This window comes from Sulfitobacter indolifex, assembly GCF_022788655.1.
GTDB lineage: Bacteria > Pseudomonadota > Alphaproteobacteria > Rhodobacterales > Rhodobacteraceae > Sulfitobacter > Sulfitobacter indolifex.
On the sequence record NZ_CP084951.1, the window covers coordinates 1,635,285 to 1,654,894 of the forward strand.

Annotated in this window: 20 protein-coding genes; 12 read left to right on the forward strand and 8 right to left on the reverse strand. The window is 60.9% G+C overall.

The features are described from left to right. Window positions 1-41: 41 nt before the first annotated feature. Window positions 42-500: a DNA polymerase III subunit chi gene (locus DSM14862_RS07970; RefSeq protein WP_007119738.1), complete on the reverse strand. Its 459-nt coding sequence runs from the start codon at window positions 498-500 to the stop codon at window positions 42-44. A 7-nt stretch (window positions 501-507) separates the two neighbouring features. After that, window positions 508-1,980, reverse strand: a complete 1,473-nt coding sequence (locus DSM14862_RS07975) for a leucyl aminopeptidase (protein ID WP_007119739.1) — start codon at window positions 1,978-1,980, stop codon at window positions 508-510. A 130-nt stretch (window positions 1,981-2,110) separates the two neighbouring features. On the opposite strand from DSM14862_RS07975, the gene lptF reads away from it, so the two are divergent. From lptF to DSM14862_RS08010, 7 genes are read left to right on the forward strand one after another with little or no spacing between them, the layout of a single operon-like run. Then, window positions 2,111-3,244: an LPS export ABC transporter permease LptF gene (gene lptF / locus DSM14862_RS07980; RefSeq protein WP_007119740.1), complete on the forward strand. Its 1,134-nt coding sequence runs from the start codon at window positions 2,111-2,113 to the stop codon at window positions 3,242-3,244. Then, window positions 3,241-4,338 (forward strand): LPS export ABC transporter permease LptG, encoded by a 1,098-nt coding sequence (gene lptG / locus DSM14862_RS07985; RefSeq protein WP_007119741.1) that lies wholly within the window; start codon window positions 3,241-3,243, stop codon window positions 4,336-4,338. The genes lptF and lptG overlap by 4 nt, the downstream gene beginning before the upstream one ends. A gap of 1 nt (window position 4,339) precedes the next feature. Beyond that, complete coding sequence (locus DSM14862_RS07990) at window positions 4,340-6,490, forward strand: LPS-assembly protein LptD (protein WP_007119742.1); 2,151 nt, start codon at window positions 4,340-4,342, stop codon at window positions 6,488-6,490. Further along, window positions 6,478-7,716 carry a peptidylprolyl isomerase gene (locus DSM14862_RS07995; protein WP_007119743.1) on the forward strand — a complete coding sequence of 413 codons (1,239 nt, stop codon included), beginning with the start codon at window positions 6,478-6,480 and terminating at the stop codon, window positions 7,714-7,716. Before DSM14862_RS07990 ends, DSM14862_RS07995 begins: the two co-directional genes overlap by 13 nt. Further along, window positions 7,713-8,687 (forward strand): 4-hydroxythreonine-4-phosphate dehydrogenase PdxA, encoded by a 975-nt coding sequence (pdxA, locus tag DSM14862_RS08000; RefSeq protein ID WP_007119744.1) that lies wholly within the window; start codon window positions 7,713-7,715, stop codon window positions 8,685-8,687. Before DSM14862_RS07995 ends, pdxA begins: the two co-directional genes overlap by 4 nt. Continuing rightward, a complete protein-coding gene (rsmA, locus tag DSM14862_RS08005; RefSeq protein ID WP_040701168.1) occupies window positions 8,684-9,526 on the forward strand; it encodes a 16S rRNA (adenine(1518)-N(6)/adenine(1519)-N(6))-dimethyltransferase RsmA in 843 nt (280 codons plus the stop codon). The genes pdxA and rsmA overlap by 4 nt, the downstream gene beginning before the upstream one ends. Before the next feature lie 2 nt (window positions 9,527-9,528). After that, window positions 9,529-10,107, forward strand: coding sequence for a hypothetical protein (locus DSM14862_RS08010; RefSeq protein WP_007119746.1), 579 nt, complete (start codon window positions 9,529-9,531; stop codon window positions 10,105-10,107). Between the two features lie 56 nt (window positions 10,108-10,163). On the opposite strand, the gene DSM14862_RS08015 is transcribed toward DSM14862_RS08010, so the two are convergent. The 3 genes from DSM14862_RS08015 to prfA all read right to left on the reverse strand — a co-directional run bounded on the left by DSM14862_RS08015 (window position 10,164) and on the right by prfA (window position 12,884). Then, window positions 10,164-10,781, reverse strand: a complete 618-nt coding sequence (locus DSM14862_RS08015; RefSeq protein WP_007119747.1) for a DUF4167 domain-containing protein — start codon at window positions 10,779-10,781, stop codon at window positions 10,164-10,166. Between the two features lie 208 nt (window positions 10,782-10,989). Beyond that, window positions 10,990-11,805 carry a peptide chain release factor N(5)-glutamine methyltransferase gene (gene prmC / locus DSM14862_RS08020; RefSeq protein WP_208855116.1) on the reverse strand — a complete coding sequence of 272 codons (816 nt, stop codon included), beginning with the start codon at window positions 11,803-11,805 and terminating at the stop codon, window positions 10,990-10,992. Window positions 11,806-11,828: 23 nt separating this feature from the next. Beyond that, a complete protein-coding gene (gene prfA / locus DSM14862_RS08025; RefSeq protein WP_007119749.1) occupies window positions 11,829-12,884 on the reverse strand; it encodes a peptide chain release factor 1 in 1,056 nt (351 codons plus the stop codon). 60 nt (window positions 12,885-12,944) lie between these two features. Between prfA and DSM14862_RS08030 the strand changes: the two genes are divergently transcribed. After that, window positions 12,945-13,244 (forward strand): hypothetical protein, encoded by a 300-nt coding sequence (locus tag DSM14862_RS08030; RefSeq protein ID WP_007119750.1) that lies wholly within the window; start codon window positions 12,945-12,947, stop codon window positions 13,242-13,244. Here the strand turns inward: DSM14862_RS08030 and DSM14862_RS08035 are convergent. From DSM14862_RS08035 to DSM14862_RS08045, 3 genes are all read right to left on the reverse strand, one after another. Continuing rightward, window positions 13,182-13,607 (reverse strand): DUF1499 domain-containing protein, encoded by a 426-nt coding sequence (locus tag DSM14862_RS08035; RefSeq protein WP_007119751.1) that lies wholly within the window; start codon window positions 13,605-13,607, stop codon window positions 13,182-13,184. The genes DSM14862_RS08030 and DSM14862_RS08035 overlap by 63 nt on opposite strands. A 105-nt stretch (window positions 13,608-13,712) precedes the next feature. Continuing rightward, window positions 13,713-14,678 (reverse strand): agmatinase, encoded by a 966-nt coding sequence (gene speB, locus DSM14862_RS08040; protein ID WP_007119752.1) that lies wholly within the window; start codon window positions 14,676-14,678, stop codon window positions 13,713-13,715. Then, window positions 14,678-15,847, reverse strand: a complete 1,170-nt coding sequence (locus tag DSM14862_RS08045; protein ID WP_007119753.1) for a M20 aminoacylase family protein — start codon at window positions 15,845-15,847, stop codon at window positions 14,678-14,680. The genes speB and DSM14862_RS08045 overlap by 1 nt, the downstream gene beginning before the upstream one ends. Before the next feature lie 64 nt (window positions 15,848-15,911). On the opposite strand from DSM14862_RS08045, the gene mazG reads away from it, so the two are divergent. The 4 genes from mazG to DSM14862_RS08065 all read left to right on the forward strand — a co-directional run bounded on the left by mazG (window position 15,912) and on the right by DSM14862_RS08065 (window position 19,610). After that, entirely contained in the window at window positions 15,912-16,736 is an 825-nt protein-coding gene (mazG, locus tag DSM14862_RS08050; RefSeq protein WP_007119754.1) for a nucleoside triphosphate pyrophosphohydrolase, read from the forward strand. 77 nt (window positions 16,737-16,813) lie between these two features. Continuing rightward, window positions 16,814-17,755, forward strand: a complete 942-nt coding sequence (locus DSM14862_RS08055; RefSeq protein WP_007119755.1) for a nucleoside hydrolase — start codon at window positions 16,814-16,816, stop codon at window positions 17,753-17,755. Next, window positions 17,752-18,201 carry a GNAT family N-acetyltransferase gene (locus DSM14862_RS08060; protein WP_007119756.1) on the forward strand — a complete coding sequence of 150 codons (450 nt, stop codon included), beginning with the start codon at window positions 17,752-17,754 and terminating at the stop codon, window positions 18,199-18,201. Before DSM14862_RS08055 ends, DSM14862_RS08060 begins: the two co-directional genes overlap by 4 nt. Further along, complete coding sequence (locus DSM14862_RS08065) at window positions 18,201-19,610, forward strand: protein adenylyltransferase SelO (RefSeq protein WP_007119757.1); 1,410 nt, start codon at window positions 18,201-18,203, stop codon at window positions 19,608-19,610. The genes DSM14862_RS08060 and DSM14862_RS08065 overlap by 1 nt, the downstream gene beginning before the upstream one ends.

A 19,610-nucleotide genomic window follows, 5' to 3' on the forward strand; every position in this document is an offset into this window, starting at 1 on the left:
GGGCGGGGGTCGTTTGGCCCCTGCCCCTGCTTCGCTGGTATTCAAGTTTCGGCCTTCTTTTCCCAGCGACCGCTTTCTTCCGACCAATACTGCGCCGAGGCTCCTTCGGATTTCAACCGTTTCCACAGACCCCGCGCCTGATCCAACGCCATTGGGTCATGACCGTCAAACAGCACGCAGACCCGTTGCAGCGCCGCGATCTCTTGCGCCGTGACATGCGCACCGTGAACCGCCATCAGGCAATCTGCACGGTTCGGCGCACCATCCTCAAGTGTAAGCAATACCGGCTGGTCTGCATCCCGGTCGCCGCCTGCGATTGCGTGCGGTAGGAAACTGTCTTCGGAAAACGTCCAAAGCGCTCGGTCAAGCGCTTGCAACCCTTCAGGGTCGGTCCCGCGCAGAGCCACACGCCAGCCGTTGGCGAGCGACTTTTCCAGCAGCATCGTCAGCGTCTCGACCAGAGGTCGCTGGGTCAGGTGGTAGAAATAAGCCGCCCCCATCTCCAACTCAGCCCTTCTCGAAACGGTCGGCGACTAGACGGTTCAGCGCCGCCACGCCCCAGCCTGTCGCGCCTGCAGGTGCCAGCGTGGTTTCGGACTTCATGGAGGCGACGCCGGCGATGTCCAGGTGAATCCATGGTGTCTCGTCTTTCACGAAACGCTTGAGGAACTGTGCCGCGGTGATGGAACCCGCGGGACGGCCGCCAATGTTTTTCATATCGGCAACGCGGCTCTTCAACTGATCGTCATAGCCTTGGCCCAAAGGCATCCGCCATGCGCCTTCGCCTTCGTTCTCGGCTGCTTTTAGGAACGCGTTGCACAGCTCATCGTCGTTTGAGAAGACGCCCGCGTTTTCATGACCCAGCCCGATAATCACCGCACCGGTCAGCGTGGCCAGATCGATCATCGCCGCAGGTTTAAAGCGGTCCTGCGCGTACCACATCACATCGCACAGCACCAAACGCCCCTCAGCGTCGGTGTTGATGACCTCAACCGTGTCGCCCTTCATAGTGGTAATCACGTCGCCCGGACGGGTCGCATTGCCCGAGGGCATGTTTTCGACGATGCCCACCAGCCCCACAACGTTCGCTTTGGCCTTTCGCAGCGCCAGCGTGCGCATCACGCCAGAGACAACGCCCGCACCGCCCATGTCCATGGTCATGTCTTCCATGCCCGCGCCGGGTTTGAGGCTGATACCGCCAGTGTCAAAGACCACGCCCTTGCCAACCAGCGCCAGCGGAGCGTTGCCCTCCGCGCCGCCGTCCCACCGCATCACGACAACTTTGGAGGGGCTATCGGAGCCTTGACCGACCGACAAAAGCGTTCGCATTCCGAGGCTTGCAAGTTCATCCTCATCCAGCACTTCAACTTTCAGCCCTAGGCTTTCCATCTCGGCCAGGCGCTCCGCAAAGTTGGTGGTGGTCAGGATGTTGGCGGGCGCGTTCGTCAAATCGCGCGTCATAAAAGCGCCTTCGGCAACCGCCATCAGCGGTGCTGCCTCCTCACGCGCGTCATCAGGCTTGGAGCACATCACCTCAACGCTGCCCTTGCGCGGCTTCGGGGCGGATTTGTGATCTTCAAACCCATAGTCCCGCATTGCCAGACCGAAAGCCACATCAGCCACCCGGCGCGTGCCTGCAGCGACCATTAACAGGTCGCTGTCGCCGCGGTATTTGGCCAAAGCGGCACCTGCCTTGCGCGCGGTCATCACCTCGGCGCGGCGCGGCATATGCACCACATCGACCGCCTCTGCCGCCATGCCAGCGGGGAACCCCATGCTGAGCGCATCACCGGGTTTAAGTTTGGCAAAACGATCGCTTTCCACCAGCCGTTGCAACGCTCCCTTGGTCAATCGATTCACCCGCCGCGCCCCGGCATCAAGCCGCCCCTCTGGCTCAAGAAACACCGCGATCCGCCCGGTATGCCCCGCGATACGGTCGATGTCAGTCTCAGCAAAAGTGATGGGGGTCAGATCGGTCATGGCATGCCTCATGTTTGATTTTGCCCAGACCTAGCGCGCCGCGCCGCGCATGGCCAGATAGCAGTTTTCCCGCCCCACGAATTGCTTTAAGATCTCTCCAAACGCCGTCAGAGCACCTTGGGGGATCAGAGTGGCACGAATTGACCGCTACATTCTGTCGCAACTTCTGGTGATGTTCGGCTTTTTCGCGCTGGTGCTGGTGGCGCTGTTTTGGATCAACCGCGCGGTGGTTCTGTTTGACAGGCTGATCGGCGATGGCCAGTCTGCACTGGTGTTTTTGGAGTTCACGGCCCTTGGCCTGCCCAAGCTCATCGTCACCGTCCTGCCAATCGCGACCTTTGCTGCCTCGGTCTATGTCACCAACCGCATGTCGGGCGAATCTGAATTGACCGTGCTTCAGGCCGCAGGCTCTGGGCCGTGGCGGTTGGCGCGGCCAGTGTTTGTTTTCGGGCTTTGCGTGGGGTTGATGATGACGGCGCTAAGCCATTTTCTGGTTCCCATGGCACAGGGTCAGCTAAAACAACGCGAGGCCGAAATCTCGCGCAACCTCACAGCCCAGTTGTTGACCGAGGGAACCTTTCTGCATCCCTCTGACGAGGTTACCTTCTATACCCGCGCCATCGACAACGACGGTGTGCTGCGCGATGTTTTCCTGTCGGATCGCCGCAAGGCCGATGAGGGGGTGATCTATACCGCCGCCGAAGCCTATCTGGCGCGCAATGGTGACAATACCACGCTGATTATGCTCAATGGCATGGCGCAGCGGCTCGATACCGAGCAGAACCGGCTGGCCACGGCCAAGTTCCGCGACTTTTCTTTTGATATTTCCCCTTTGGTCAGCACTGACGATGCAACTGATCAGTCGGTCAGTTCAATGGTGACCCCTGACCTACTGTGGGACTGGGCCGGGCTTGCTGCTCAGCTTGACACCGCGCCGGGGATCATCGCCGAAGAACTGCACAGTCGCCTCGCCCAACCGCTCTTTTGTATCGTCGCCGCGATGATTGGCTTTGCCACGTTGATCCTTGGCGGCTTCTCGCGCTTTGGCGTATGGCGGGAAGCGGTGATCGCCTTCGGTCTGCTCATCGCGATTGACGGGCTGCGGGGGACTTTGGTGGTGCAGATACGTGAGACCGCAGCGCTTTGGCCGCTGGCCTATTTGCCCTCCCTTATTGGGGCCGTCTTGACGCTGGCAATGCTTTGGCAAGCGGCGCACCCGCGCTGGATCAGGCGCCGTCTGGGTGGCAAGGGGGCGACCGCATGATCCTGCATTTCTACTTCGCACGACGCTTTTTCACGAGCTTTATGGTGATCACGGCAGTGCTTGCCGCCTTGGTGATGCTGGTCGATGGCGTGGATCAGGCGCGGCGTTTTGCTGACGACGATGTCGGCTGGGATCAGGTGCTGGGCATGACACTGCTGAATATGCCGCAGACGATCAATATGATCCTGCCGCTGATCATGATCCTCGCCACAGTGGCGCTGTTTATCGGGCTGGCGCGGTCCTCGGAAATGGTGGTGACCCGCGCGGCGGGCCGCTCTGCCCTGCGGGCGCTGGTGGCGCCGGTAGTGGTGGCGCTGATCATTGGGACGCTGGCGGTGGCCGTGCTTAACCCCATTGTGGCGGCCACCAGCGAACGGTCCGAGCAGCTGACACAGAAATACCGCTCGAACGGCAGCTCGGCTCTCTCGGTAAGCGACGAAGGGTTGTGGTTGCGCCAAGGGACGGAGGAAGGTCAGTCGGTTATTCGCGCGTGGCGCACCAACAGCGATGCATCCGTCCTCTATAACGTGACGATCATCAGCTACGATGCCGAGAAAGGCCCGATCCGCCGGATTGAGGCCGAGAGCGCGCAACTTAGCGGGGGCGACTGGCAGTTGACCGGGGCAAAAATCTGGCCGCTGGAGGCCGGAGTCAACGCCGAAGGTGCTGCGGAAGAGCATGAGACACTGACCATCCCCTCATCCCTCACCGTAGAGCGGATCCGCGAGAGCATCGCCCGGGTGGCCGCCGTTTCCATTTATGAGCTGCCCGAATTCATTCGCCAGTTGGAACAGGCGGGGTTCAGCACGCGCCAGCATGAGGTCTGGCTGCAGGCCGAATTGGCGCGGCCCTTCTTTCTGGTCGCCATGGTTCTGGTTGCGAGCGCATTCACCATGCGCCATACCCGCTTTGGGGGGACAGGCGTTGCTGTGCTGGCCTCAATTTTGCTGGGGTTCGGTTTGTATTTCATTCGCAGTTTCGCACAGATCCTTGGTGAGAACGGCCAGATCCCCGTGACCCTCGCCGCTTGGGCACCGCCCGTGGCTGCGATCTTTCTGGCATTAGGCCTGCTTTTGCACGCGGAGGATGGCTGACATGCGCGCGGCTCTGGTTGGACTTGCGCTTTGTGTGGCGCCCCTTTCCCTAAATGGGCAAACGGCTCCCGCCGCGGACCGGCCCGCCGTTCTTGTGGCCGATCAGGTGTTCATCACCCGCGATAAGGTCTTGGTCGCGCAGGGAAATGTCGAAGCTTTTCAGGGCGAAACGCGGCTGCGCGCCACGGCAATTCGCTATAATCAGACCACCGGCGCGCTGAGCATTGAAGGGCCGATTGTCCTGTCAGAGGGTGAGAACACAACGATCCTCGCTGATGCAGCGTCGCTTGATGCGGGGCTGCAATCGGGGTTGCTGCGCGGTGCGCGGATGATCCTTGAGCAGCAATTGCAGCTTGCCGCTGTGCAGATCAATCGGGTCGAAGGACGCTATAGTCAGCTTTACAAAGCCGCCGTAACATCCTGTAAAGTTTGCGAAGATGGCGAAACGCCGCTTTGGCAGATCCGCGCCAAACGGGTGGTGCATGACCAGCTGGCGCAGCAGCTTTACTTTGACGAAGCGCAATTCCGCATCAAGAATATCCCGATCTTCTACCTGCCCCGGCTGCGCCTGCCTGATCCCACATTGGACCGCGCCACAGGCTTTCTGACACCCTCCATCCGCTCTTCGTCGCAGTTGGATGTTGGGCTAAAACTGCCCTATTTCATCAAGATAGGTGAGCACCGCGACCTCACGCTCACGCCTTATCTGTCATCAGCGACGCGCACGATGGAATTTCGGTATCGACAGGCGTTTGTTGCGGGGCGGATTGAGTTTAACGGCGCAATTACACGTGATGATCTGCAACCAGATAAGACGCGCGGCTATCTGTTTGGCACCGGCACCTTTGATCTGCGACGCGACTACAAGCTGTATTTCGACATCGAAACCACCAGCGATACGGCCTATCTCAGCGATTATGGCTACTCAGACAAAGACCGTTTGACCAGTGAGTTGACCGTCAGCCGCGCGCGGCGGGACCAGTATGTCAGGGCGAGCTTGCTGAATTATCAATCGCTACGAGATGGCGAGGACAATGATTTGCTGCCCAACCTTGTTTTGGATGGCGAATATCAACGACGATATTTCCCGACATCGATTGGCGGCGAAGTTCAGCTGTCTCTGGAGGCCCATAGCCACCGTCGGACTTCCGACCTAAGCACCGACGGCGATGGCGATGGCGAAGCTGATGGGCGCGATGTTTCGCGGATCAACGTCGAGGCCGATTGGCTGCGGCGCTTTACCTTTAACAACGGACTGGTAACCGATTTGCAGGCAGGGGCGAGCCTTGGTCTGTTCAACATCGCCCAAGACGCCATTTACACCGAACGGCACTATGACCTCGTACCGCACACCTCTGTATCGATGCGCTACCCCATGCAGCGCCGCGAAGTGAGTGGCGTCGTGCAACAGCTTGAACCTATTGTTCAATTGGGCTGGACTGGTGGCGATCGATTGAACATACCCAACGAAGAAAGCACGCTGGTCGAATATGACGAAGGCAATCTCTTGTCGCTCAGCCGCTTTCCCCGGCCCGACCGACGCGAACGGGGCGCGGTCGCGGCCTTTGGTCTGAACTGGGCACGTCTCAACCCTACCGGGCTCGATGCTGATTTCTCTTTCGGCCATGTGATCCGGGCCAATGCAGATGACGCTTTCACCTTTAGCTCGGGTTTGCAGGGCACCCGTTCAGATTTCCTGCTGGCTGGCCAATTGCGCAGCGATAACGGCTTGGCGATCATTGGTCGCGGATTGGTGGATGATGATTTTGAGGTCGCAAAAGCCGAAATGCGCGGTGTCTGGGATTTTAAACGCGGCCAAATCGCAGGCAGCTATGTTTGGCTGCAAGAAGACGCAGCTGAAGACCGCGACGAGAACGTGTCAGAGATCACCTTTGACGGCAGTTTTTCGATCAATAACCAATGGCAGGCCTCAGCCGACTGGCGCTTTGACCTTGCCGATGAACGCGCGGCGACGGCGGGACTTGGCCTGAGCTATAACAATGAATGCGTGCAGGTCGACCTTTCCGTCAGCCGCAGTTATTCATCCTCAACAAGTGTTGAGCCCTCAACGGATATCGGTTTTAACATCGGCCTTAGGGGCTTTGCCGCCAACACCGGAACAGAAAGATACGTACGCTCATGTGGGAAGTAACGAAACAGACAGTCCGTGCTGGGATGCGTGGGACTGCCGCGCTCGCCCTTGCCTTGGTTATCGGGCAATCCGCAGCGGCGCAGAACCTCTTTGCGCCAGTGGCCCGTGTGAATGACGAGGCGATTACGGGCTACGAAGTTCAGCAGCGCCAGCGCTTTATGCAGCTGATCGGCGCGCCGGGGACGGATTCCAACAGCGTGATCGACAGTCTGATCGAAGACCGGCTGCGTGGGCAGATCCTTGAGCAAGCAGGCCTTGAAGTGACCCCTGATGGCATACGGGCAGGCATGACTGAATTTGCTGGCCGCGCGGACTTGTCTACCGAAGAGTTTCTGAAGGTGCTTGGTCAAGCGCAGATCTCCGAAGAGACTTTCCGCGATTTTATCGTCATCAGCGCTGCATGGCGCGACCTGATCCGCGCGCGCTATAATGGCCGGGTGAACATCACCGACGAAGAGGTCGAGCGCGCCCTTGGCAGCAGCCGGGGCAACAATGGTTTGCGGGTCCTTTTGTCAGAGATCATCATCCCTGCCCCCCCGCAGAATGCCGATCAGGTAAACGCCCTGGCCGAGCGGATCGCGCAGAGCAGTTCCGAGGCTGAGTTTTCCTCCTATGCGAGCCAGTATTCCGCCACCGCCTCACGCGAACGCGGCGGCAAAATGCCTTGGACACCGCTTGAGAACCTCCCAGTCAGCCTGCGGCCCATCCTTCTGGCGCTCGCGCCGGGTGAGGTGACAGCGCCCCTGCCGATCCCGAACGCCGTGGCCCTATTCCAGTTGCGTGGCATCGAAGAGACCGGCAAGCCGAGCGTTGAGTATTCGCAAATCGACTATGCCGCCTATTACATCCCCGGTGGCCGCTCTGAGGCGGCTTTGACCCGCGCGGCGCAACTGCGGGGTCAGGTCGACCAATGCGATGATCTATACGGAGTTGCCAAGGGTCAGCCCGCGAATGTGCTCGACCGTGGCACCAAGGCGCCGGGTGAGATTCCACAGGATGTGGCCATTGAACTGGCAAAGCTTGATCCCGGCGAAGTCTCGACCGCGCTGACCCGCGCCAATGGGCAAACGCTGGTGTTCCTGATGCTCTGCAATCGCACGACGGCGGCCAATGCGGACGTGGATCGCGACGCAGTGGTCAGCTCGATCCGGCAGCGCAAGCTTGAGGGTTTTGCGACGCAACTGCTAGAGCAAGCCCGCGCCGAAGCCCGCATCACCCGCCAATGAGCCGCCCGTCCCGGCCGGTGGCCATCACCTGCGGTGAACCCGCCGGGATCGGCCCCGAAATCGCCGCCCGTGCTTGGGCGGCGCTTTCGGCTGACATCCCGATGTTCTGGATTGGCGACCCGCGTCACTTGCCCGAGGATGTGCCGCACCGCTTGATCGACAGCCCTGACGACGTTTGCGCGCCAAACGCCGATGCGCTGCCTGTGCTGTCTCATGCTTTTGACAGTGCCGCCCTCGCCGGTGTGCCGCAACCCGGGCACGCACAGGGGGTGATTGACGTGATCGCCCGCGCGGTCGATCTGGTGCAGACCGGGGCCGCTTGCGCCATCTGCACCGCACCGATCCACAAGAAAGCCCTGCAAGACGGCGCGAATTTCGCCTATCCCGGCCATACTGAATACCTTGCCGCGCTGGCAGGCGTTGAAGATGTTGTGATGATGCTGGCGTCCGACCAGCTGCGCGTCGTGCCTGCCACCATTCACATCGCGCTGGATCAAGTGCCGCAGGCACTAACCTCCGCGGGCCTGCGCCGCACGATTGAGATCACCGTGCAGGAATTACAGAGCCGCTTTGGCATAGAACGTCCCCGCATTGCCGTCGCTGGCCTGAACCCCCATGCGGGCGAAGGCGGCAGCATGGGGCGGCAGGAGATCGACTGGATCGCGCCGCTGATTGCAGAGATGCAGAGCGAAGGCTATGCGCTGATCGGGCCGCTCCCCGCCGATACGATGTTCCACGCCCGCGCCCGCGAAGGCTATGATGCGGCGGTGGCGATGTATCACGACCAAGCGCTGATCCCGATCAAGACGCTCGACTTCGACCGGGGCGTGAACGTGACGCTGGGACTGCCCTTCGTGCGCACCTCACCCGATCACGGAACAGCGTTCGACATCGCGGGCCAAGGGCGCGCCAATCCGACCAGCATGATCGAAGCGATCAAACTGGCATGGCAGATGGGCCAGAAAACATGAGTACAATCGACAACCTTCCGCCGTTGCGTGAGGTGATCAACACCCACGAGCTGGCCGCGCGAAAATCGCTGGGCCAAAACTTCCTTTTGGACCTGAACCTCACGGCCAAGATCGCGCGGCAGGCCGGTGACATGGCCGATTGCGACGTGCTGGAAATTGGCCCCGGCCCCGGTGGCCTGACCCGTGGTCTGCTGGCCGAAGGCGCGCGTCATGTGCTGGCGATTGAAAAAGACCGCCGGTGTCTGCCCGCGTTGGCCGAAGTGGCGGAACACTACCCTGGCCGTCTGACGGTGATCGAAGGCGATGCGCTGGAGATCGACCCGCTGAGCCATCTGACCCCGCCGATCCGCGTGGCTGCCAACTTGCCCTATAATGTCGGGACCGAGTTGTTGGTGCGCTGGCTCACCCCGCCGCAATGGCCGCCCTTCTGGCAGAGCCTTACGTTGATGTTCCAACGCGAAGTGGCCGAACGGATCGTGGCGACGCCCGGCTCCAAAGCCTATGGGCGACTGGCCGTGCTGGCACAGTGGCGCAGCGATGCGCGGATCGTCATGCAGCTGCCGCCCGGGGCTTTCACGCCGCCGCCCAAAGTATCGTCAAGCGTGGTGCATCTGACCGCCCTGCCCGAGCCGCGCTATCCGGCTGATCCTGCCGTGCTCAGCCGTGTGGTGGCCATGGCGTTTAATCAACGTCGCAAGATGCTGCGCTCGGCCCTCAAAGGGGCCGCGCCCGATATCGAAGACCGGCTGATCGCTGCCGGGCTGAAACCTACTGACCGGGCCGAGCAGGTGCCGCTGGAGGGCTTTTGCGCCCTTGCCCGGGAAATTGCCAAAGGATGAAAATGTTCTACCGTCTATTGCTCGTCTGCGCACTGCTGATGGGGCTTTCCGCCTGTGTCCTGCCCCGCAACGGCCCGCCGCCGCCGGGAACGGAGGCCGATATCGCGGCGCTGACCCGTGCCATTAGCGGGCTCTCTCCCAACGTGGACCCGGCAGAGGCTGCCCGTGCAGCGCAGATCACCTACCGTCATACGCATGAACTGGCGATTGCCTATCAGATCACCGATCCGCCGCTGATCCATAACGTGAAGGTCAACAACGGCAGCAAGCCCCGCGGCCTGTGTTGGCATTGGGCAGAGGATCTGGAGAAACGGCTGCTGGCCGAAGGATTTGCCACGCTCGACATGCACCGCGCCATTGCCAATGGCGACACGCGGCTGCTGATTGACCATTCCACTGCCATCATCTCGGCCGCGGGGGCGCCGATGCAGGCGGGGATCGTGCTTGATCCATGGCGGCAGAGTGGCGTGCTGTTCTGGTCCCCGGTCATGAGCGATCCGCGCTATGATTGGGAGCCGCGCGAAGAAGTGCTGCGGCGCAATGGGCGGGTTAGATATGTGCAGGCAGGGATGGAAGGTTAAGACATCCCGGCCCGTCCCCCACAAAGAAAAAGCCCCGCAATTTGCGGGGCTTTTTTTTATTCTGCGACCTTGGCAGTGTCGCCGTTGCCGTCGCTGCCATTGTCCTGCGGCTGCGCCTCTGCCGCTTTCGGCTTGGGCTTGCGGCGCGGGGCGCGTTTCGGCTTGGGCTTGCTCTCAGGCGTCTCAACCAGCGTGCTCTCATCGCTGTTTGTCTCTGCCTCAGTTGGCTGCTGCTGTGGTTGCTGCTGCTCGGGCGCGTTGCCGTGGGCAGGCTGCTGTTCCGCTTGCGGCTCATCGCCCTGCGGCTGGCCGCCCTGCTGTGCTTCGCGTTCCTGACGCTCGGCACGCTCGCGGTCGCGCTCGGCCTGACGCTCACGGTTCTGGCGTTCCTGCTCCTCGCGGCGCTGGTCAACCTCGCGCTGTGCTTCGCTCAGCAGACGTAAGTAATGCTCGGCGTGCTGTTGAAAGTTCTCAGCCGCCACGCGGTCATTGCTAAGCTGCGCGTCGCGGGCCAGCTGGTTGTATTTCTCGATAACCTGCTGCGGCGTGCCGCGCACCTTACCCTCAGGACCGGAGCTGTCGAACACCCGATTGACGACATTGCCGCCGCCGCCACCATGTGGGGAGCGTTTGCGATTGTTCTTCGACCGGGAGCGTGATCTGGGAGAATTCATGGAATGATGTCAGCCTTGTGTGCTGTGTGTCGTTTACCGGGGGTGCAAAGCACGTCATCGTCCCGGCTTAAGCGATATGTTGGGCATAATGCCGCGCGGGACCGCCAAAAGCATCCACCGCTGCAACACCTCTGACTAACCATGCCAGACAGCCTTGAGCAAGAAGAAATTGCGATCCGACCTGCTAAAGACCCGAATTTTCGCGATTTCACGCCGGTTTATCTGCACAAACCACACGTGGGCGGCCATCCAGATCATGCGCCAGCGTCACCCTGCCCCAGCCCGCTTTGGTAAAGATATCTTGTACCGCCTCACCCTGTTGCCAGCCGATTTCGACCATGACGCGCCCTTCGGGTGTTAGATAGCCCTGCGCCTCAGTGGCGATGATGCGGTAAATGCTCAGCCCGTCTTGCCCATCGGTCAGCGCCATTTCCGGCTCATGCTGGCGCAATTCGGGCGAGACATCGGCCATTTCCTCGGCGGCAAGATATGGCGGGTTCGATAGAATCAAATCAAACCGCCCCTCGACCGCGCTGAACCAATCCGACTGACGAATTTCAGCACGTTCAGCCACGCCGTGCTGCACCGCATTGGCGCTGGCCTGTAGGCAGGCGGCTTCCGATAGGTCCACGCCCAGCCCCGTGGCCTGTGCCCGTTCGGCCAACAGGGTCACGAGGATACAGCCCGATCCAGTGCCAAGGTCTAAGATACGGTCGAAATGGCTGCCGAGCGCAAGATCAACAAGCGTCTCTGTTTCTGGCCGTGGATCAAGTACATCGCGGCTGATGCTGAAATCGCGCCCGTAAAACGCACGCCGCCCGATCAATTGCGAAACAGGCACCCGAACCGCGCGCAACGCGATCAGTTGCTCAAACCGCTCGGCCACGTCAGGCGCGATCTCTTCGGGCGCAATCAGTGTCACCCGCGCGGCGTCCACCGCGGCGGCGTGGGCCAGCAAAAGCCGCGCATCCCGCGCCGGATCAGGCACCCCTGCCGCGCGCAGCCGTCCAGCGGCAGCGGCCATGGCTTGGGCGGCGGTTTGCGGGCTCACCCCTCCATCTCCGACAGTTGGCGTGCTTGGGCGTCGGCGGTCAGCGCGTCGATGATCTCATCCAAATCGCCCTGCATCACGGCTTCAAGCCGGTAAAGTGTGAGATTGATCCGGTGGTCGGTCATCCGCCCTTGGGGGAAGTTATAGGTGCGAATCCGCTCGGACCTGTCACCCGATCCCACCTGTGCCGCGCGGTCTGCCGAACGTTCACTGTCGATCCGGCCCCGCTCCATGTCATAGAGCCGCGCCTTGAGCACCTGCATCGCCTTGTCGCGGTTGCGGTGCTGCGATTTCTCAGACGAAGTCACCACGATTCCGGTCGGGATATGCGTGATACGCACGGCAGAATCGGTGGTGTTCACGTGCTGCCCGCCTGCGCCCGAAGAGCGCATCGTGTCGATCCGCAGGTCGTTGGCGTTGATCTCGATGTCCACGTCCTCGGCCTCGGGCAGGACCGCCACGGTGGCCGCCGAGGTGTGGATACGCCCGCCGCTCTCGGTTGAAGGTACGCGCTGCACGCGATGTACGCCGCTTTCAAATTTCAGGCGGGCGAAAACGTTTTGGCCAGTGATATGAGCCACGACTTCTTTGACGCCGCCCAACTCGGTCATCTGGCTTTCGATCAGGTCAAACCCCCAACCGCGCGCCTCGGCATAGCGCTGATACATGCGCAGCAAGTCGCCCGCGAACAGGGCAGCTTCATCGCCGCCGGTGCCGGGCCGGATCTCAAGCATCGCGGGTTTCGCATCGGCCGCGTCGCGCGGCAGCAGCGCCAATTGCAGCGCGCCTTCAACCTCGGGCAGTCGGGCGCGCAGACGCGGCAATTCCTCGCGCGCAAGTTCGGCCATCTCGGGGTCTTTCAGCATCTCTTGTGCTTCTTCAAGGTCACGCTGAAGCTGCTGGTAAAGGTCGATTTGATCCACCACGGGCTTCAAATCACTGTATTCTTTGGCGAGAGCAGCAAAATCGGCCCCATCGGAGCCCGCAGACATGCTGGCTTCCAGAAACTGGAAACGTTGCGAGATTTGCGCGAGGCGGTGCATCGGGATCATGGGGTTCCTGTCGCTTATGCAAATGCTTTGGTCAAGAGGCGGCTTATGCTATCATGGGCTATGAAACACATCTTTCCGCTCACCTGCCTGCTGGCCCTGACGGCCCTGCACCCTGTCCTTGCGGATGTCAAAGCGCCGGGCGGCAAGACGATTGATTGCTATTGCACCAACAGCACCGGCGACCGTGTGGAATTGGGCGAAACCATTTGCCTACAGGTCGGCGGGCGCATGTTCATGGCCCAATGCCAGATGTCGCTCAACGTGCCGATGTGGCGCGAGGTGCAGCAAGGCTGCCTGTCATCGCGCCTCAATCTGAGCGAGCCAACCGTTGACCCGTTTGGCGTTGACGCCCAGATCTGACCGCCCAAACCGCGAGCGGCCATAGACCTCAACATAGCGCGGATCTGCGCCATAGACGCCGATGGTGGTGAAGTCGGGATAGCCCATCAGTTTGGTCCGGGTCACGTAAGTGACTTGGCCCTCGGCCAGTGAGCCTGCGACGACTTCGGTACGCGGGGTCTGCATGATTGTACGGTCAAGCTTAGCCAATGTTTCAGCCCCGTCATCTTCGACCGGGTCGCGCCAGATGTAGCTATTGGCCGCTTGGGTCTTGCCCATCTTTTGCCCCTCGGCCTGCACATGCCAACGCGCGGGTTCGAGAGGGGCAAGCCGGACATAGGCCACCAGAGCGACGAGGGCGATCACAATGATCCAGAACAGCATTTTAAGCACCTTTCGAAGGTCGACAGGATGGCGCGACGGAAGGTGTCGCGGTGTGGTTGGCGGCCCTCATTTCTGAGAACCGCCTGATCAATGTACGGCTGACGCTCACGCCATTCTCATACGGTGGCCCAGCAGCGACAGTATCTCGGTCGCGACATGCGCACCTGCGATCGCCGTCGCCCCCGTGGTGTCGAAGGGCGGAGAGACCTCAACCACATCGCCGCCCATAATGTTAATCCCCGCCAGATCGCGCAGCATGATCGAGGTCTGCGCCGAGGTCAGCCCGCCCCAAACCGGCGTGCCAGTTCCGGGGGCAAAGGCCGGGTCCAGCGCGTCAATGTCGAACGTCAGATAGCATGGCCGATCGCCAAGGATCTCCTTGATCTTGGCCACGGTGGCCTGCGGCCCCTTCTCATGCACCTCACGCGCGTCAATGATATTGACGCCCATCGTGTCTTCGTTGGTGGTGCGGATGCCGACCTGCACACTGGTCGCGGGATCGACGATACCGGATTTCACCGCCTTGTAGAACATCGTGCCGTGATCGATCCGATCCATGTCGTCGTCAGCCCATGTATCCGTGTGAGCATCGAACTGTAACAGGCTGATCGGCCCATATTTTTCGGCATAGGCCTTAAGGATCGGGAACGAGATATAGTGATCTCCGCCCAGCACAACCGAGGCCGCGCCGGCATCCAGAATGGTCTTGATATGCGCGGTCAGGGCTGCCGGAAATTGGCTGACATGACCATAATCAAACGCCAGATCGCCATAGTCCGCGATGGCGAATTCGCTCAGCACATCGAAATCCCAGCCATAGGGCGCGTCGGGCGCTTGGAGAGTGCTCGCCTCGCGGATGGCACGGGGGCCGAGGCGGGTGCCGGGGCGATTGGTCACCGCTTGGTCAAAGGGCACGCCGGTTACGGCGATATCGACGCCGGTCAGATCCTTGGTATATTTGCGGCGCAAGAAGGACGTCGCCCCGCCGAAGGTCAACTCATAGCTTGGCCCTTTAAGGTCCTCGCGGGTAAAGGCCATATCCATCTGTTTGGCCGCGTCTTCCAGTGCCATTACTTGCCTCCTGCTGGCTGTGCCCGCTCAACGATGCGGGCGAAAAAGGATGCGCCAATGGGCGCGATCTCGTCGTTGAAGTCATATTCCGCGTGGTGCAGCCCCGCGCCCTCACCAGCGCCGAGGAACAGATAGGCTCCGGGGCGCTTTTCGAGCATAAAGCTGAAATCTTCCGCGCCCATCTCAGGACCACAATCGCCGTGCACTCGGGCCTCGCCCACCACTTCGCCTGCGGCCGCGATGGCGGTATCTGTCTTTGCCGGATCATTGACCGTGGCGGGGTAGCCCACCTCATAGACCAGTTCGGCAGAGACGTCATAGCTTGCCGCCTGCCCGTCAACGATTTGCTGCATCCGGCGGATCACCATGGCCTGCACTTCGCGGTCAAAGGTGCGCACGGTACCATTGATATAGGCGGTCTCGGGGATGATGTTATCGGCGCTGCCAGTGTGGATCTGCGTGACCGAGACCACCAAGTCCTGCGTGGCGAGATGATTGCGGCTGACGATGGTTTGGATCGCCGTCGCGATGCCGCAGGCCGCGACGACCGGGTCGCGGGTATCATGGGGCATCGCGCCATGGCCGCCCTTGCCCGTTATGTGAACGTGAAACTCATCCACCGCTGCCATGAACGGCCCCGGCGTGGTGAAAAACGCGCCCTTTTCCAAACCTGGCATGTTATGGATGCCGTAGACCTGCGCGATGTCGAACCGCTCCATGATGCCTTCTTCGACCATGATACCAGCGCCACCGCTGGCCTCTTCAGCGGGTTGAAAGATCAGCGCCACGCGGCCCGAGAAATTGCGCGTCTCTGCCAGATAACGCGCGGCCCCCAGCAGCATCGTCGTATGCCCGTCATGCCCGCAGGCATGCATCTTGCCGATGCGCGTGCTGGCGTAGTCCTTGCCCGTCGCTTCATGAATGGGCAGTGCATCCATATCGGCGCGAAGCCCAATTGTCGGCCCTTCGCTCTGCCCGTTGATGATTGCAACCAGACCGGTCGTCGCGATCCCTTCGTGTATTTCATCAGCGCCGAATTCCCGCAGCCGTTCCGCCACAAAAGCCGCTGTTTCATGGCATTCCAAGTCCAGTTCAGGGATCGTGTGCAAATGACGCCGCCATGCAGTCATATCCTCCGCAAAGGCATTGATGCGGTTAACCACGGGCATGGGCTGGACTCCTTGGGGTTGGTTTGGTCAGGGTGCATCTGACACCAGACATACGGGGCCTGCAATGCCGGACGATACAAAAGCCGATCTCATTCACGATTCCGATGCGGGGATCGAACGACTGCTGGAAATCATGCGCCGCCTGCGCGATCCTGAAACCGGTTGTCCGTGGGACATCGAACAGGATTTCGACAGCATCGCCCCCTATACCATTGAAGAGGCTTATGAAGTCGCCGATGCCATTGCCCGGCGCGATTGGGTGGATCTGGAGGGCGAACTGGGCGATCTGCTGCTGCAATCGGTCTATCACACGGCAATGGGCGAAGAAGCGGGGCATTTCACCTTTCAATCGGTGGTGCGTAATATCAGCGACAAGATGGTAGCCCGTCACCCTCATGTTTTTGGCGACGAATCTCGCGACAAAAGCGCCGAACAGCAGACTGTGGATTGGGAAAAAATCAAAGCCGCTGAGCGGGCGGGTAAAGCGCAGGGCGGCACGTTGGATGGGGTGGCGATTGGCCTGCCCGCGCTCCTGCGGGCGATGAAACTGCAAAAACGCGCTGCGCGTGTGGGGTTTGATTGGCCTGAGACGACACAAGTGTTGGATAAGATCACCGAAGAGGCCGCCGAATTGGTCGAGGCGAAGGACGAGCTTTCGCAGACGGAAGTCGAAGAGGAATACGGTGATCTGCTCTTCGTCATGGCCAATCTCGGCCGCCACCTTGGGCTTGACCCCGAAGCCGCCCTACGCGCCGCAAATGCCAAATTCACCCGCCGGTTTGAAGGGATTGAAGCGCGGCTCGCGGCCATGGGCAAGTCTCCACATGATAGTGATCTGGCCGAGATGGATGCGCTTTGGGATGCGGTGAAACTGGCGGAACGCAGCTAATCGCCGGGTCTGCGGCTGGACAAAGACATGAGCCTCCGGCAAGGCTCGGCCCCAAGCAATTTGACGAAAGTAAGCCCATGACTCCGCGCAAAGCAATCATCGACACCGACCCCGGACAAGACGACGCCGTCGCGATCCTCCTCGCGCTGGCCAGCCCCGAAGAGATCGACGTTCTGGGCATCACCTGTGTCGCGGGCAACGTGCCGCTTGATCTGACCTCGAAAAACGCGCGCATCGTGTGCGAATTGGCGGGGCGGCGGGATGTGAAGGTGTTTGCCGGATGCGACCGCCCGCTGGGGCGTGCGTTGGTAACGGCGGAACATGTGCATGGTAAAACTGGTCTTGATGGCCCAGACCTGCCCGATCCCACCATGCCGCTGGCCGAGGGGCATGGCGTGGATTTCATCATCGAGCAGGTCCGCGCCCATCCCGCAGGCAGCGTGACCCTCTGCCCCTTGGGGCCGCTCACCAATATCGCGACAGCCCTGCAAAAAGCGCCTGATATCGCCGAAAAGGTGCAAGAGATTGTACTGATGGGGGGCGGCTATTTTGAGGGCGGGAACATCACCCCCACGGCTGAATTCAACATTTATGTCGACCCGCAGGCCGCTGATATCGTGTTTAAATCCGGTATCCCTATTGTGGTGATGCCGCTTGATGTGACCCACAAAGCGCTGGTCACGAAACCACGCAACGATGCCTTCCGCGCCATTGGCACGCCCGTGGGCATCGCCGTGGCCGAGATGACCGATTTCTTTGAGCGGTTCGACAAAGAGAAATACGGCTCAGAAGGTGCACCGCTGCATGATCCCTGCGTGACCGCCTATTTGATCAATCCCGACCTGTTCAAAGGCCGCCACATCAACGTTGAGATTGAGACCCAGTCCGAATTGACCATGGGCATGACCGTCGCCGACTGGTGGGGCGTGACCGACCGCGCGCCCAACGCGCTTTTTGTGGGAGACCTCGACGCTGATGGTTTCTTTGCCCTGCTCACCGAAAGGCTGGCCCGTCTATGAGCGCACATCTTACCCTTGGCATCCCTGAACATCTCGACAAGCTGGTTGGGCTGGTGACAGCATTCCACGCCGAAGCCGGCATTGAGATGAGTGATGACCAACGCAGGACCGGTCTTGCGCCGTTGCTAGAGGGGATCCCTCACGGGGCGGCCTATCTGATCGGCCCGCCCCGAGCGCCCATTGGCTATGTGGTGATCTGTTTCGGCTGGTCAGTTGAATTTGGCGGGCTGGATGCCATCATTGATGAAATCTATGTCCGTCCCGGCGTGCGGGGACGCGGGATCGCTTCGGAGACGCTGATCGCTCTGCCACGCGCGCTGGCTGCGGGCGGGTTAAAGGCCATACATCTCGAAGTTGACCGCACCAATAAGGCGGCGCTCAAAGTCTACACCCGTGCTGGTTTCCGCCCCCGCGAGGATCATATGCTTATGTCTCGGAAACTGTGATGCGTATTCCCTTTGATAACAGCTATGCCGCCTTGCCTGAGGGGTTCTTCTCCCGGCTGAACCCGACGCCGGTGAAAGAACCTAAGGTATTGGCGTGGAATGCTGAATTGGCGGCAGAACTGGGGATCAAGGGCGACGACGCACAGGTGCAGGCGCAGGTTTTCGGGGGCAACGAAGTGCCCGAAGGCGCGACCCCTCTGGCACAGCTTTATGCCGGGCATCAGTTCGGAAATTTCAACCCTCAGCTCGGCGATGGCCGCGCGATTTTGCTGGGTGAAGTCATCAGCAGCGATGGCACGCGCCGGGATATTCAACTCAAAGGCGCGGGCCCGACGCCCTATTCACGCAGAGGAGATGGCCGCGCGTGGATGGGGCCGGTGCTGCGTGAATATCTGGTCAGCGAGGCGATGCATGCGCTCGGCGTGCCGACCACCCGCGCTCTGGCCGCTGTCGCCACAGGCGAGCCGATCTTGCGCGAAACGGGCCACCTCCCCGGTGCGATTGTCACCCGCGTTGCCGCCAGCCATCTGCGTGTCGGCACCTTTCAGGTCTTTGCCCATCGCGGCGAGGTTGAGGCGCTCAAGACCCTGACGGACTATGCCATCGCGCGGCATTACCCCGACGCGGATGGCCCACTTGGCCTCTTGCGCGCGGTCTGTGCCGCACAGGCGGAACTGGTGGCGCAGTGGATGTCCTTCGGTTTCATCCACGGCGTGATGAACACCGACAATTGCAGCATTTCGGGCGAGACGATCGATTATGGCCCCTGCGCCTTTATGGACGCGTTTCATCAGGGCCGTGTGTTCAGTTCCATCGACCGACAGGGCCGCTATGCCTACGGCAACCAACCTCAGATCGTGGTGTGGAACATGGCGCAATTGGCGACCTCGCTCTTGCAGCAGATGGACGACAAAGAGACCGCCGTCGAGGAAGCTACCGAAATCGTACACGAAATGCCTGAATTGATCGAAGCCGCATGGCTTCGCCGTTTCGCGGCCAAGGTCGGCATCTCTAACCCTCGGCCCGAGGATGTCGATCTGATCAATGAACTGCTGAGCCTGATGCAGACGGACGGCGCGGATTTTACCAACACGTTCCGTGCTCTGGGAACCGATCAAGCACGTGATCAGTTCACCAACCGCGATGCCTTTGATACATGGGCGGAAGGCTGGCGCGCTCGGATCAAGGATCAGCCGGACCCGAAGGCGGTCATGCAAGCGGCAAACCCCGCCGTGATCCCGCGCAACCACCGGATCGAGCAGATGATCGTAGCCGCCGTTGCGGGCGACATGACCCCGTTCGAGCGACTGATGACCGCGCTGTCGACGCCCTTCGACGAGACCGCCCCAGAGTTGCAGCGCCCCCCGACAGAAGATGAGATCGTCCCGGCGACCTTTTGCGGCACCTGA

Excerpts from the sequence above, each read along its gene's own strand:
- DSM14862_RS07970 (WP_007119738.1), bottom strand. The coding sequence starts at position 500 with ATGGGGGCGGCTTATTTCTACCACCTGACCCAGCGACCTCTGGTCGAG.
- DSM14862_RS07975 (WP_007119739.1), bottom strand. The coding sequence starts at position 1,980 with ATGACCGATCTGACCCCCATCACTTTTGCTGAGACTGACATCGACCGT.
- lptG (WP_007119741.1), top strand. The coding sequence starts at position 3,241 with ATGATCCTGCATTTCTACTTCGCACGACGCTTTTTCACGAGCTTTATG.
- DSM14862_RS07990 (WP_007119742.1), top strand. The coding sequence starts at position 4,340 with ATGCGCGCGGCTCTGGTTGGACTTGCGCTTTGTGTGGCGCCCCTTTCC.
- DSM14862_RS07995 (WP_007119743.1), top strand. The coding sequence starts at position 6,478 with ATGTGGGAAGTAACGAAACAGACAGTCCGTGCTGGGATGCGTGGGACT.
- pdxA (WP_007119744.1), top strand. The coding sequence starts at position 7,713 with ATGAGCCGCCCGTCCCGGCCGGTGGCCATCACCTGCGGTGAACCCGCC.
- rsmA (WP_040701168.1), top strand. The coding sequence starts at position 8,684 with ATGAGTACAATCGACAACCTTCCGCCGTTGCGTGAGGTGATCAACACC.
- DSM14862_RS08010 (WP_007119746.1), top strand. The coding sequence starts at position 9,529 with ATGTTCTACCGTCTATTGCTCGTCTGCGCACTGCTGATGGGGCTTTCC.
- DSM14862_RS08015 (WP_007119747.1), bottom strand. The coding sequence starts at position 10,781 with ATGAATTCTCCCAGATCACGCTCCCGGTCGAAGAACAATCGCAAACGC.
- prmC (WP_208855116.1), bottom strand. The coding sequence starts at position 11,805 with ATGGCCGCTGCCGCTGGACGGCTGCGCGCGGCAGGGGTGCCTGATCCG.
- prfA (WP_007119749.1), bottom strand. The coding sequence starts at position 12,884 with ATGATCCCGATGCACCGCCTCGCGCAAATCTCGCAACGTTTCCAGTTT.
- DSM14862_RS08030 (WP_007119750.1), top strand. The coding sequence starts at position 12,945 with ATGAAACACATCTTTCCGCTCACCTGCCTGCTGGCCCTGACGGCCCTG.
- DSM14862_RS08035 (WP_007119751.1), bottom strand. The coding sequence starts at position 13,607 with ATGCTGTTCTGGATCATTGTGATCGCCCTCGTCGCTCTGGTGGCCTAT.
- speB (WP_007119752.1), bottom strand. The coding sequence starts at position 14,678 with ATGGCACTGGAAGACGCGGCCAAACAGATGGATATGGCCTTTACCCGC.
- DSM14862_RS08045 (WP_007119753.1), bottom strand. The coding sequence starts at position 15,847 with ATGCCCGTGGTTAACCGCATCAATGCCTTTGCGGAGGATATGACTGCA.
- mazG (WP_007119754.1), top strand. The coding sequence starts at position 15,912 with ATGCCGGACGATACAAAAGCCGATCTCATTCACGATTCCGATGCGGGG.
- DSM14862_RS08055 (WP_007119755.1), top strand. The coding sequence starts at position 16,814 with ATGACTCCGCGCAAAGCAATCATCGACACCGACCCCGGACAAGACGAC.
- DSM14862_RS08060 (WP_007119756.1), top strand. The coding sequence starts at position 17,752 with ATGAGCGCACATCTTACCCTTGGCATCCCTGAACATCTCGACAAGCTG.
- DSM14862_RS08065 (WP_007119757.1), top strand. The coding sequence starts at position 18,201 with ATGCGTATTCCCTTTGATAACAGCTATGCCGCCTTGCCTGAGGGGTTC.